Genomic DNA, 12,136 nt, shown 5'->3' with positions numbered 1-12,136 from the left:
GGAGGGCTGCGTGACTGGCGCCGCCTGGGGAAAGCGCCATTGCTTGCCTGATTCCCACTGTGGACTAGGAGACCCGGTCACGCCGTCGCCGGCATAACAGAAGAACAGCATTTCTTCTGGCTACGAGAAGTTATCCCCGGAGTATGTGAGCATGGGGCATGGTCACCGTCGATCCCGCCTTCCGCTCCTCCCTGTCCGCGGCTCCTCCCGAGGAGGCAGGGCTCGATGCGCTCACCCTGGGGCGGCGCATCCGTGAACTGCGCACGAACCGGCGCATGACTCTGGACGCCCTTGCGGCCGCCATCGACCGGGCACCCTCTCAGGTGTCGATGATCGAGAACGGCAAGCGCGAGCCGCGCCTGTCGATGCTGCGCACCATCGCGACCGCGCTCGGCACCACGGTCGACGACCTATTGAAAACGGATGCCCCGTCCGAGCGGGCGGCGCTGGAAATCGCCGTCGAGCGCGCTCAGCGGGGCCCCGTGTTTACCGCCCTCGGACTGCCGCATATCCGTGTTGGCCGGGGAACGAGCGACGAAACATTGCAGACACTGCTCAGCCTGCACAACGAGATCCTGCGCCTGCACCGGGAGCGGGCGGCGACCCCGGAGGAGGCCCGGCGAGCGAACGTGGAGCTGCGAGCCACCATGCGGGCCCGGGACAATTACTTTCCCGAGCTCGAGGCACAGGCGCAGCGCCTGCTCGCCGCGGTCGGCCACACCGGCGGGCCGGTTTCCCACCAGGTGGTGGCCGACATGGCGACCCATCTCGGCTACTCGCTGCACTACGTGGGCGACCTTCCGAACTCGACCCGCTCGGTGACGGACAAGCGCAACCGGCGCATCTACCTGCCCACCGAGCAGTCGGCGTCCCGCGACTCCCGCTCCCCCATTCTGCAAGCGTTCGCCACCCTGCTCTGCGAACACGAGGAGCCCGGAAACTATGCGGAATTTCTGTCTCAGCGGGTGGAGACCAACTATCTGACCGCGGCCATCCTGCTGCCCGAAAAAGACACCGTGAAACTCCTCACCGAGGCGAAGAACCTTCGACGTATCTCGATGGAGGATCTGCGGGACGCCTTCGCGGTGTCCTATGAGACGGCGGCGCACCGGTTCACGAACCTCGCCACCGCGCGGCTCGACATCCCGGTGCACTTCATGAAGGTGCACGAGTCCGGCACCATGATCAAGGCGTACGAAAACGATTCGGTGCGCTTCCCGAGCGACGCGCTCGGCGCGGTCGAGGGCTCGACGGTCTGCCGCAACTGGACCGCGCGCACCGTCTTCCACGTCGCCGACCGGTTCAGCCCCTGGTACCAGTACACCGACACCCCGAGCGGTACCTTCTGGTGCACCTCGCGCATCGAGAAGGCCAAAGAGGGCGACTACTCCGTCAGTGTGGGCGTGCCGTTCACGCACGTGAAGTGGTTCCGTGGCCGCGAAACCAACAACCGGGCCGTGTCCACCTGTCCCGACGAGTCGTGCTGCCGCCGCGCGCCCGAGGAGCTCTCGGAGCGCTGGTCCGGGCAGTCCTGGCCGGCCGCGCGCACGCCCACCAGCCTGCTCGCGGCCCTGCCCACGGGCACCTTTCCCGGCGTCGACCAGACCGAGGTGTTCCAGTTTCTGGAGTCGCACGCGCCGGTGAGATGAGAGCGGGGCGGGCACATGGCCGACGGGGACCGCGCCTGAGATGATGAACGAGTAGCAGAGCCGCGCCGAACAAAGGACGATCCGTGGGCACGACCATTTTCGAGCGGGCCAGGCCCGCCGCATCCGTCATCGCGGGCGCCCTCGCCGACACCCGCTCCGCGCCGTTCTGGCTGGACGACGTGTCTCCGCAGACCGGCTACCCGACCCTCACGGCCGACCTCGACTGTGATCTCGCCATCGTCGGCGGCGGCTACCTCGGACTCTGGACCGCCGTGCTCGCTCAGCAGGAGAACCCGGGCGCTCGCGTGGTGCTGCTCGAAGCGCGCACGATCGGCTGGGCTGCGTCGGGCCGCAACGGCGGTTTCTGCGAGGCCAGCCTGACCCACGGCGAGGAGAACGGCCGACGCCGCTGGCCGACGGAGATCCACCGGCTCACCGAACTCGGCCTCAAGAACCTCGACGAGATCGAGCGGGCCGTCACCGAGCTCGGGCTGAAGTGCGACTTCGAGCGCACCGGCGCCATCGACCTGGCCGTCGAGGAGCACCAGGTCGAATGGCTGCGCGAGGAACCGACCGGAACCGACAGCGTGTTCCTGGATGCCGCGGCCCTGCGCGCCGAGGTCGGCTCCCCCACGTACCTGGCCGGCATCTGGCACAAGCGAAGCAACGCGCTCGTGCACCCGGGTAAGCTGGCTACCGAGCTCGCCCGGGTCGCCACCGAACTTGGGGTCGAGATCTTCGAACACACCCCGGTGAAGAACCTGGACACGCAGGGACTCACTCCGGCGCAGGGCACCCGGCTCCGCACCGAGTCGGGTGTGGTGCGGGCGACGAAGACCGCGCTGGCGACCAACGTGTTCCCTTCGCTGCTGGCCCGCAACCGCCTGTCCACGGTGCCGGTCTACGATTACGTGCTGATGACCGAGCCGCTGTCGCCCGATCAGCTCACCGCCATCGGCTGGCAGAAGCGGCAGGGGCTGAGCGACCTGGCCAACCAGTTCCACTACTACCGGTTGAGCGCAGACAACCGCGTACTCTTCGGCGGCTACGACGCGATCTACCACTACGGAGCCCGGGTGCGGAGCGGCTATGAGAACCGGCCGGAAAGCTTCCAACGATTGGCCGGCCACTTCTTCACCACATTTCCGCAGCTGGCCGGGCTGCGTTTCAGCCACCAGTGGGCCGGCGCCATCGACACGTCGACCCAGTTCTGCGCGTTCTATGGCACGGCCCGCGGCGGACGGATCAGCTACGCCGCCGGGTTCACCGGTCTAGGCGTGGCCGCGACGCACTTCGCGGCGAAGGTCATGCTCGACCAACTGGCGGAGCGCAGGACCGAGCGCACGCAGCTGGAGATGGTGCGCGGGCGGCCACTCCCGTTCCCACCGGAGCCCCTCGCTTCGATGGGCATCCAGACCACGCGCTGGTCACTCGACCGCGCCGACCACAACCGAGGCCGCCGCAACATCATCCTGAAGACGCTCGACGCGCTGGGCCTCGGCTTCGACTCGTAGGGCTCGATAGCGCTCGGGGCGCTCAGCGCGCTCGGAACCCTGGCAGCGTCCGCGGCCCGAACGAATTCGACGGAGATTTGGCTCAAAACGGTTTAAACCACGTTGGGAGAGCGCTCCATCCTCAAAATCTCCGTCGAATTGGTTCGACGGGCGGGGTGGGTGAGCCACGGCATCCGTGGGTCCGAGGCAACGGATGCCGCGGCGCGGCTCAGGCCTCCCCGGTTCAGGTCGGGACGGCGCTGATCAGGAGATAGCGGTCGCCGATGACCTCAAAGGCCGTGCTGGTGGCCTCCTGCACGATGTCCATCTGATTCGACAGGTCGTTCAGGAGGTCCATGATCGGCCGGTATTCCAGCTGGCTGCGGATCTGACCCAGCACCCGTTGCGACCCTCGGTCACACCGACGCGGTCGGTGTGCGGTTCCATCTCGCGCAGGCATTGTTCCGCCCGCGAGATGAACAAGGCCACCGACCGCGGAAACAGCCGGCCTCGTAGGCCCCCGACGGAGCGCCGGATGGTCGTCCCCGAAGGCCCGCTGGCCTCGGTCAACGACCGGGTTGGCCAGCAACCGTGCGGTCATGTCTCCCTGCTCCAGGCTGCAGAAGTGCCGCGCCTCGCCGCGGCTGACGCCGGACTCGACCGTGGGCCGCTCCTCCTGCTCGATCACGCGGGGCACCGCGGCCAGCGGGACGGGCCGTGAGCGAGGTGAGCTCGGGGAACATCTCATCCCCGGCCCGGGGCGCGCCCCGTCCAGCGCGTCCAGCCACTCAGCCCGCAAGACGACGTGCGCGGTCTGCAGATTACCGAGAGCACCCAGACGGGTGCCCCGGTGCTGGCCACGGGCATCTCCCTCTCGGTGGCGCGGGGTGAGGTCATCGGCCTGGTCGGTGTCACCGGTTCCGGGGCACGCGAGATCGCTCTGGCCATCCTGGGCCGGCTGCCCGAACCGGCGGTGATCGCGGCCGGCTCCATCCTGATCGACGGTATCGAGCTCGTCGGGGCATCGCGGCGCGCCCTCAACCGGCTGCGCGACACGAGAATCTCTCTCATTTCCCCTGCCGCGCCCACGGGCCTGGCCCCGGACCAGGTCATCGGCCGCCAGCTCGCCCGAACCCTGCGCCGGACAGGGGGTCTGTCCCGAACGGATGCCGCCCGGCATGCGTTGGAACTCCTCGAGAAGGTCGGGCTGCCGGATCCGCAGGCGACGTCGCTGGTGGTTCCGACCCAGCTCGAACCGACCGCGCTGCTCCAGGTGACGATCGCGGCCGCGCTCTCACAGCCCCCGGACATCCTGATCCTGGACGAGCCGACGCGCGCCGTCGAGGCTGCGGGCGAGCCCTCCGCACTGGAGCTCTGCCGCGGGTTCGTCCAGGAGTTCGGACTGTCGATCATCGTGGTCTCCCGGAACCTCGGCCTGGCGGACGCCACCTGCGACCGAGTGGCGGTCGTGGAGGCGGGACGGGTCGTCGAGCAGGCTTCGGCGGCTGAGATCCTCGCTTCCCCGCGGCATCCGCACACCCACAGCCTGCTCGAGGCGGCCCGCTCCGCGCGCGGCTGACCGGTTCCGGTTAGGCCGGTTCCGTTCGCGATCCGGACCGACCCGACGACACCGCGTTGCGCGCTGCGAGAATGTGCGAGCGCATGGCGACCTCGGCCCAGAGTGCGTCTCCCGACCATAGCGCCGTGAGGATGTCGCGGTGGTGGTGGTTGCTGCCGGCCCGGAAGACGGCGGCGTCGCGGCGGAAGAGCGAGGCCATCATCGGGGCGCGGCCGACGGACGCGGCCAGGGCCATCAGCTGGGTGACGCCCGACGCGGCCACGATGATGCGGTGGAATTCGGCGTTGAGCACGCCCAGCCGGCCGATGCCCTCGGCGTCGGTTGCGCGCACGAACTCCTCCATGGCGTCAATCAGGATGGCCAGCCGGTCGAGGTCGGCCGGCTCGATCCGCGCCGCCGCGAGGCCCGCCGCCCTGCTCTCGAGAGCCGCGCGAAGAAAATACGTCTCGCAGATCTGCTCGGTGGTCCATTCCACGACCGTGGCACCCCGGTTCGGCACGAACTCCACCAGGCCGGCCTCGTCGAGCCGGCGCAGCGCCTCGCGCACGGGGGTGCGGCTGACGCCGAGTTCCTGGGCCAGCACCGTCTCCCGCAGCGTGGCCCTGGCGGGCAATTCCCCCGAGAGGATGCGCGCACGCAGGTTCGCGAACACGGTCTGTCCCCCCGTCACCCCCACTGTGCTCCTCCCCCGTCGATCGGCCCGACAGCCAATCTGCTTGCCACTATGTCACATCGCGGCCTCAGGAGAACGCGTTCAGGCCGGTCAGGGCCCGCCCGAGCACGAGCTGGTGGATTTCGTCGGTGCCCTCATAGGTGCGCACCGATTCCAGGTTCGCCAGGTGGCGCATCACCGGGAATTCGCTGGTAATGCCGTCGCCGCCGAGGATGACGCGGGCCTCGCGGGCGATCTGGATCGCCTCGCGCACGCTGTTGAGCTTGCCGATGCTGATCTGGGTGGGGGTCAGCGTGCCGCGCTCCTTGAGCCGACCGAGGTGCAGGGCCAGCAGCACCCCCTTCTCGTATTCCACGAGCATGTCGGCGAGCTTGGCCTGGATCAACTGGGTAGCCCCAATCGGTTTGCCGAACACCTCACGGGTCTTCGCGCGCAGGATGGCGGCGTCGAGGCAGCTGCGGGCGGCGCCCATGGCCCCCCAAACGATGCCGAAGCGCGCCTCGTTGAGGCAGCCGAACGGCCCGGACAGCCCAGCGGCACCGGGCAGGATCGCATCGAATGGCACCTGCACGGCGTCCAGGTGCACATCGCACTGGATCGACGCACGCATCGAAAGCTTCTTGCCGATGGGGATGGCGGTGAAACCGATACTGTCGGTCGGAACCAGGAAGCCGCGCACACCGGCATCCGTTTGGGCCCAGACGATCGCGACGTCGGCGATGCTGGCCAGGCCGATCCAGCGTTTGGCACCCTCGATCACCCAGCCGTCGGCGCCCCGGGTGGCGGTGGTCGCCATCGCGGCCGGGTCGCTGCCGCCGGTCGGTTCGGTCAACGCGAAGCAGCCCACGAGCTGGCCGGCGGCCATGCCCGGCAGCCAGTGCTGCTTCTGCTCCGCAGACCCGTACTTGTGGATGGCCGACATCGCCAGCGAGCCCTGCACCGAGACGAAAGTGCGCCAGCCGCTGTCAGCGGCCTCCAGCTCGAGGCAGACCAGCCCGTAGCTCACCGCCCCCGCGCCGGCGCAGCCGTACCCGGTGAGGTGCATGCCGAGGAACCCGGCCGCCCCGAGTTCAGGGATCAGCTCGGCCCGGAAGCGCTTCTCCTCGAAGTCGTCCTCGATGGTCGGCAGGATGCGGTTGGTCGCGAAAGCGCGCGCCGCGCGCGCCCAGACGATCTCCTCCGGCTCGAGCAGGGCATCGAGGTCGAAGACGGTGTCGACCAGCGGGCTGGGCACAAGCGGGGTGGGGCGGCCTGCGGCGGTCACGAGAGTCCTTTGGGGGTCGGCGGAACACGAGCGAGATCTGTGGCTGGTACGGGGGCTCGCCCTGGGGCAGCGGTCGGGGACGGGGCGAGCCAGTCGGCGCCCTCGTGCTCGCCCAGCCGCGGCGGGCACAGGCGGTAGGCGGCCGGGCGGCCGGCGAGGTGGATGGGGTTGGCAACCTGGCGGCTGGTGCGGCCGGCCGCACCCAGTTCCACCACCGGGTCGAGCCCCAGCGCGGCGGCGAAGGCGAACGCCTCGTCGAGGGTGTTGACCTGGCCGGCCGGCACACCGGCATCGGTCAGAACGCCCACCCAGTGCGCCGCGGGCTCGGGCCGGAGCCGGTCCTCAATCAACTTTTTCAGCACCGTGCGGTGCCGCACCCGGTCGGCGTTACCGCGGAACCGGTCGTCGTCGGCCAGGGCGGGAGCCCCGAGCAGTCGCACGAGGGTGCGGAACTGGCGATCGTTGCCCACCGCGATCACCAGCGGCCGGTCGGCGGCGTCGAACAGCTCGTACGGCGCGATGCTCGGGTGCGCATTGCCCATCCGGGTCGGTGACTGCCCGGTCGCGAGGGTGCCCGCGGCCTGGTTGGTCAGTGCGGAGAGCAGGGTGGTCAGCAGGTCCACCTCCACCCGGTGGCCGGCGGTCCCGCCCGCGTCGGTCGCATCACGCGCACGCAGGGCGAGTAGGACGCCGCTGACCGCGTTGAGCCCGGAGAGCACGTCCACGAGGGCCACCCCCACTTTGCTCGGCTCTTCGTCTGGGCGACCGGTGACGCTCATCAGCCCGCCGACAGCCTGTACGAGCAGGTCGTAGCCGGGCAGGCGGGCGCCGGCCCCCGCGCCGAAGCCCGTGATCGAGCAGTAGACCAAGCTCGGATTGACGGCCCGCAGCTGCTCGAAGCCCAGAGCAAACCGGTCCATCACGCCGGGCCGGAAGTTCTCCACCACGACGTCGGCGGTCTCGGCGAGTCGCCGGGCCACGGCCAGTCCCGCATCGGTGCCGAGGTCGCAGACGACGCTGCGCTTGTTGCGGTTCACCGACCCGAAGTAGGTGGAGTCCCCCTGCGCGTCGACCGGCGGCAGCCACTGCCGGGTGTCGTCGCCGACCGGGCTCTCGATCTTGATCACATCAGCGCCGAAGTCGGCCAGCATCATGGTGGCGTAGGGGCCGGCCAGTACCCGGGAGAAATCCGCGACCCGAAGGCCCGCCAACGGCTGCCCGGTTGCGTCCTGCGGCACGACCCACCTCTGTCCCCGTCGACTCGGACCACAGGACTCCGCCAGTGGCCGCTCTGACTCCGATCCTACCGGGCGGGTCGTGACCCGGAGACAGGAACTGCGAACGGGAACTCTCGGTGAAAGTTGGATCCATCGGTTCCGTGCGTTTGCTCGCGCACAGCACTATGGTGAGCACATTCTCGCTCTCCGGCTCGATCGGAAAGGTTCCCATGTCATCACACGCGTCATCCCAGAGGAAAGGGCTCGGCGACGCCGAGCACCTCGAGGCCCTCGGCTACGAAGACACCTTCCATCGTTCGATGTCGCTCTGGGGCAATTTCGCCCTTGGCTTCACCTACCTCTCGCCGCTCGTCGGCGTCTACTCGCTGTTCGCCCTGGCCCTGAGCACGGGCGGGCCACCCTCGATCTTCTGGCTGGTGATCGTGGGCACCGGCCAGCTGCTGGTGGCACTGGTCTTCGGCGAGGTGGTGTCCCAATACCCGATCGCGGGCGGTATCTACCCGTGGACACGTCGTCTCTGGGGCAAGAGGTACGCATGGATGACCGCCTGGGTCTACGTCTGGGCGATGCTCGTCACAATCACCGCCGTCGCGGAATTCGGCAGCGGGTTCCTCGCCAGCCTGATCAACGCGCCCGTCACCAAAGAGGTCACGCTCGGGCTCTCGGTGCTCTTTCTCGTCGTGGCCTTCGCGTTCAACTTCTCCGGCACGAAGATGCTGGCCCGCGCGGCCCGGATCGGGCTCGCTGCCGAATTGATCGGCGTGATCGGTCTCGGCCTCTACCTACTCCTTTTCCAGCGCAAGCAGGAGTTCAGCGTCTTCTTCGACACCCTGGGCGTCGAGGGTGACGGCAGTTACACCACCGCGTTCCTCGGGGCCGCGCTTGCCGGACTGTTCCTGTTCTACGGCTTCGAAGCCTGCGGCGACGTGGCCGAGGAGGTGCCCGACCCGGCCAGAGGTATCCCCCGGGCCATGATCCTCACCATCCTGGTCGGCGGCGTCTCCGCCCTGTTCTCGTTCGGCGGGTACGTCCTGGCCGCGCCGGACCTGCAGGCCGTGGTCGACGGGACAGACATCGACCCGATCCCCGCGATCCTGGACGCGACCCTCGGCACGGTCGGTGCCACGCTGTTCCTCATAGTGGCGATCACGGCCTTCCTGTCCTGCGTGCTCAGCCTGCAGGCCGCGGCCAGCCGCCTGATCTTCTCTTTCGCACGAGACGGGATGGTCCCCGGCAAGACCTGGCTGGGCCAGGTGTCCCCGCGCACGGCAGTGCCGGTCAACGCACTGATCGTCGCGTCCACGATCCCGCTGTTGCTCTGCGTTGTGATCTACCTGGGCGGCAGCACGATCCTGACCCAGATCACGGCCTTCGCGGTGCTCGGCATCTATGTCGCGTTCCAGGCCGTGGTTCTGGCCGCGCTCCGCCAGCGGTTCAAGGGGTGGCGTCCGGCCGGGCCGTTCAGCCTGGGACCTCTCGGGTTCATCGTGAACATCATCGCCCTGGCCTACGGGATCTCCGCCATGATCCTGCTGGCGCGCCCGGGCACGACCGGGGTGTTCCTCGACGACTGGATCGTGCTGATCGGTTTGGCTGTAGTGATGGGCAGCGGCCTGCTCTACCTCTTCATCGCGAAGCCGCACACCACCTCGCACCAGCCGGAGGGCGACGCGATCGCGGTCGCCGCGATGCTTCGCGCGCACCCGCAGAACACCGATCGGGACGACCCCGCACGCAGAGACGCACGCCCCACGATGGCCAGCGAGTGAGCATCCGTTAACGAGGGAAGGGCCCAGTCTTTTGACGGGCCCTTCCTGGTGCAGCCGGGCTGCGGTGGAACTGACTAGATGCTGTTCACATCGAGAGCGATGCCGGGGCCGAACGTGGTCGAAACGGCACCCTTCATGATGTAACGGCCCTTGGAGGAGCTGGGCTTGAGGCGAACGATCTCCTCGAGAGCGGCGCTGATGTTCTCATTCAGCTGCTCGGCGGTGAAGGACACCTTGCCGACGACGAACTGCACGTTGGCGTGCTTGTCGACGCGGAACGCGATCTTTCCGCCCTTGATGTCGGACACGGCGCGCGCGACGTCAGGCGTCACGGTTCCGGTCTTCGGGTTCGGCATGAGTCCGCGCGGGCCGAGAACCTTACCGAGACGACCGACCTTGCCCATGAGCTCCGGGGTCGAGACGGCGGAGTCGAACGACGTGTAGCCGGCGGCCACCTTCTCGATGAGCTCGTCGCCACCGACCTCGTCGGCACCGGCAGCGATTGCCGCTTCGGCCGCGGGGCCCGTTGCGAAGACGATGACGCGGGCGGTGCGACCGGTGCCGTGAGGAAGAATCACGGTACCGCGAACCATCTGGTCAGCCTTGCGAGGGTCGACGCCGAGCTTGAGGGCGACCTCGACGGTCGAGTTGAAGTTCGCGGAGCCGGTCTCCCGGGCCAGGGTGACGGCCTCGGTCGGGGTGTAGAGCTTGTCTGCGTCGATCTTCTCGGCCGCGGCCCGGTAGGCCTTTGACTTCTGTGCCATGTTGAATCTCCTGTAAAACGAAATTGAGAGTGTGGTGCGAGCCTGGCTGGCTCTTCCACGTACTGCTGGTGGCGGAATGCCTGGGGGAGGTGGTTAGGCCTCGACCGTGATGCCCATGGAGCGGGCGGTGCCGGCGATGATCTTCGACGCTGCGTCGAGGTCGTTCGCGTTGAGGTCGACCATCTTGGCCTCGGCGATCTCGCGGACCTGGGCCTGGGTGAGCTTCGCAACCTTGACGGTGTGCGGGGTTCCACTGCCCTTGGCGACGCCGGCCGCCTTCTTGATGAGCTCCGCCGCCGGCGGAGTCTTCAGGATGAAAGTGAATGAACGGTCGTCGTAGACGGTGATTTCTACCGGGATGACGTTGCCGCGCTGGGATTCCGTCTGAGCGTTGTACGCCTTGCAGAATTCCATGATGTTGACGCCGTGCTGACCCAGCGCCGGCCCGATGGGCGGTGCGGGGTTGGCGGCGCCGGCCTTGATCTGAAGCTTGATCAGACCGGTTACCTTCTTCTTCGGTGCCATTGTTCTTCCTTACTTTGTAATGACGAGCAGCCAGGGGCCGCTCTCCCGGTGGCCCGGACGGGCCCCGGTGAACTTGAATCCGTGGGGAGGGTGTTCAGTCCCCTTAGAGCTTGGTGACCTGGTCGAAGCTGAGCTCGACCGGGGTTTCGCGCTCGAAGAGGGAAACCAGCACGATGAGCTTGCCGCTTTCCGCCTTGATCTCGCTGATCGATCCGGGCAGGCCCGCGAACGAGCCTTCCTTGATCGTGATCGTCTCGCCGATCTCGTAGTCGATCTCGGCCGGGAGGGCGCGGGTAGGGACCTTGCCGCCGTGTCCGCCGGTCTTGGCGGTGGGGACGTCTTGGATCTCGACGAGGCTCTTCAGCATGCCGAAGGCTTCCTCGAAGCGAAGCGGCGTGGGGTTGTGCGCGTTGCCGACGAATCCGGTGACGCCGGGCGTGTGACGCACCACGGACCAGCTGTCTTCGTTGAGGTCCATGCGAACGAGCACGTAGCCGGGGATGCGCACCCGGGTGACCATCTTGCGCTGGCCGTTCTTGATCTCGACGACGTCTTCCATCGGAACCTCGACCTGGTAGATGAAATCTTCCATGGCCATCGACTGCTTGCGGTTCTCGATGTTCGACTTCACGCGGCGTTCGAAGCCGGCATAGGAATGAATGACGAACCACTTGCCGGGCTGGAAGCGCAGTTCCTTGCGGAATTCTTCGTAGGGGTCTTCGGGGGTCTCGTCCTCGGCGGGCTCGGCACCGACATCCGTTGCCTCTTCAGCCTCGACTGCCACTTCGTCTTCGTCTTCCACGGCCTCGACGGCGGCCTCGGCCTCGTCGTCGGAATCGATGTCGAGGGCCTCGTCGACGAGAGCGTCGGCGTCGGGGTCAGCGGGCTCGGCCAACGCGTCAAGCGCGGCGTCGAGGTTGACTTCGACGCCCATGCTCGGGTCGAACACGTGCACGGCGACCTGCTCGGCAGCCTCTACGGAGTCTTCTTCAGCGGCGAGGGTGTTGCCCTCCTGCGCCTCGTCCTCGGTGGAGGACTGCTCGGCGGCGGTGGCCCAGTCGGCATCGTCGTGATTCGTGTCAGTCACTAAATTTCAATCCTTTTCTATTGCGTGGGTACGAAACCGTGACCCAAACAGCGTTTGCCCTAAGTTCTGCAGTGACTCTTCTTCGTTGATGCGTG

General features: G+C 67.7%; 12 protein-coding genes. 5 read left to right on the top strand and 7 right to left on the bottom strand.

Annotated features, from left to right (window positions below; translation table 11 throughout):
- The first annotated feature begins 158 nt into the window (after window positions 1–158).
- Entirely contained in the window at window positions 159–1,649 is a 1,491-nt protein-coding gene (locus E3N94_RS08050) for a helix-turn-helix transcriptional regulator (protein ID WP_104170391.1), read from the top strand.
- A gap of 83 nt (window positions 1,650–1,732) precedes the next feature.
- Window positions 1,733–3,163, top strand: a complete 1,431-nt coding sequence (locus tag E3N94_RS08045) for an FAD-dependent oxidoreductase (RefSeq protein WP_134419473.1) — start codon at window positions 1,733–1,735, stop codon at window positions 3,161–3,163.
- Window positions 3,164–3,386: 223 nt separating this feature from the next.
- Here the strand turns inward: E3N94_RS08045 and E3N94_RS16540 are convergent, their stop codons facing one another.
- The gene (locus E3N94_RS16540) at window positions 3,387–3,542 is read right to left on the bottom strand and encodes a hypothetical protein (protein ID WP_166784755.1); all 156 of its coding nucleotides are present in this window, start codon (window positions 3,540–3,542) and stop codon (window positions 3,387–3,389) included.
- A gap of 135 nt (window positions 3,543–3,677) precedes the next feature.
- Between E3N94_RS16540 and E3N94_RS08040 the strand changes: the two genes are divergently transcribed.
- Both E3N94_RS08040 and E3N94_RS08035 read left to right on the top strand, forming a co-directional pair.
- A complete protein-coding gene (locus E3N94_RS08040; RefSeq protein WP_134401025.1) occupies window positions 3,678–3,863 on the top strand; it encodes a hypothetical protein in 186 nt (61 codons plus the stop codon).
- 84 nt (window positions 3,864–3,947) lie between these two features.
- The gene (locus E3N94_RS08035) at window positions 3,948–4,721 is read left to right on the top strand and encodes an ATP-binding cassette domain-containing protein (RefSeq protein WP_134419472.1); all 774 of its coding nucleotides are present in this window, start codon (window positions 3,948–3,950) and stop codon (window positions 4,719–4,721) included.
- 10 nt (window positions 4,722–4,731) lie between these two features.
- Here E3N94_RS08035 and E3N94_RS08030 read toward each other — a convergent pair whose 3' ends face one another.
- The 3 genes from E3N94_RS08030 to E3N94_RS08020 all read right to left on the bottom strand — a co-directional run bounded on the left by E3N94_RS08030 (window position 4,732) and on the right by E3N94_RS08020 (window position 7,896).
- Complete coding sequence (locus E3N94_RS08030; RefSeq protein ID WP_134419471.1) at window positions 4,732–5,391, bottom strand: GntR family transcriptional regulator; 660 nt, start codon at window positions 5,389–5,391, stop codon at window positions 4,732–4,734.
- 70 nt (window positions 5,392–5,461) lie between these two features.
- Window positions 5,462–6,658 (bottom strand): acyl-CoA dehydrogenase family protein, encoded by a 1,197-nt coding sequence (locus E3N94_RS08025; protein ID WP_241977397.1) that lies wholly within the window; start codon window positions 6,656–6,658, stop codon window positions 5,462–5,464.
- Entirely contained in the window at window positions 6,655–7,896 is a 1,242-nt protein-coding gene (locus E3N94_RS08020) for a CoA transferase (protein WP_174776126.1), read from the bottom strand. The genes E3N94_RS08025 and E3N94_RS08020 overlap by 4 nt, the downstream gene beginning before the upstream one ends.
- A gap of 209 nt (window positions 7,897–8,105) precedes the next feature.
- Here E3N94_RS08020 and E3N94_RS08015 point away from each other — a divergent pair, with 209 nt between their 5' ends.
- Entirely contained in the window at window positions 8,106–9,665 is a 1,560-nt protein-coding gene (locus E3N94_RS08015) for an amino acid permease (protein ID WP_134570055.1), read from the top strand.
- Between the two features lie 74 nt (window positions 9,666–9,739).
- On the opposite strand, the gene rplA is transcribed toward E3N94_RS08015, so the two are convergent.
- The 3 genes from rplA to nusG form a co-directional block, all read right to left on the bottom strand.
- Entirely contained in the window at window positions 9,740–10,429 is a 690-nt protein-coding gene (gene rplA / locus E3N94_RS08010) for a 50S ribosomal protein L1 (RefSeq protein ID WP_104100759.1), read from the bottom strand.
- 93 nt (window positions 10,430–10,522) lie between these two features.
- Window positions 10,523–10,954, bottom strand: a complete 432-nt coding sequence (gene rplK / locus E3N94_RS08005; protein ID WP_104100758.1) for a 50S ribosomal protein L11 — start codon at window positions 10,952–10,954, stop codon at window positions 10,523–10,525.
- Between the two features lie 103 nt (window positions 10,955–11,057).
- On the bottom strand, window positions 11,058–12,041 hold the full coding sequence (nusG, locus tag E3N94_RS08000; RefSeq protein ID WP_134570054.1) for a transcription termination/antitermination protein NusG: 984 nt from the start codon (window positions 12,039–12,041) through the stop codon (window positions 11,058–11,060).
- Window positions 12,042–12,136: the final 95 nt, after the last annotated feature.

It is taken from the genome of Cryobacterium sp. Sr3 (genome assembly GCF_004402835.1).
GTDB lineage: Bacteria > Actinomycetota > Actinomycetes > Actinomycetales > Microbacteriaceae > Cryobacterium > Cryobacterium sandaracinum.
The sequence above is the reverse complement of the archived record's forward strand: the minus strand, read 5'-3'. Positions and strand labels throughout refer to the sequence as shown.

What these genes read in the sequence shown, in the direction of transcription:
- E3N94_RS08050 (WP_104170391.1), top strand. Translation starts at nt 159, where the DNA reads ATGGTCACCGTCGATCCCGCCTTCCGCTCCTCCCTGTCCGCGGCTCCT.
- rplK (WP_104100758.1), bottom strand. Translation starts at nt 10,954, where the DNA reads ATGGCACCGAAGAAGAAGGTAACCGGTCTGATCAAGCTTCAGATCAAG.
- rplA (WP_104100759.1), bottom strand. Translation starts at nt 10,429, where the DNA reads ATGGCACAGAAGTCAAAGGCCTACCGGGCCGCGGCCGAGAAGATCGAC.
- E3N94_RS08040 (WP_134401025.1), top strand. Translation starts at nt 3,678, where the DNA reads ATGGTCGTCCCCGAAGGCCCGCTGGCCTCGGTCAACGACCGGGTTGGC.
- E3N94_RS08015 (WP_134570055.1), top strand. Translation starts at nt 8,106, where the DNA reads ATGTCATCACACGCGTCATCCCAGAGGAAAGGGCTCGGCGACGCCGAG.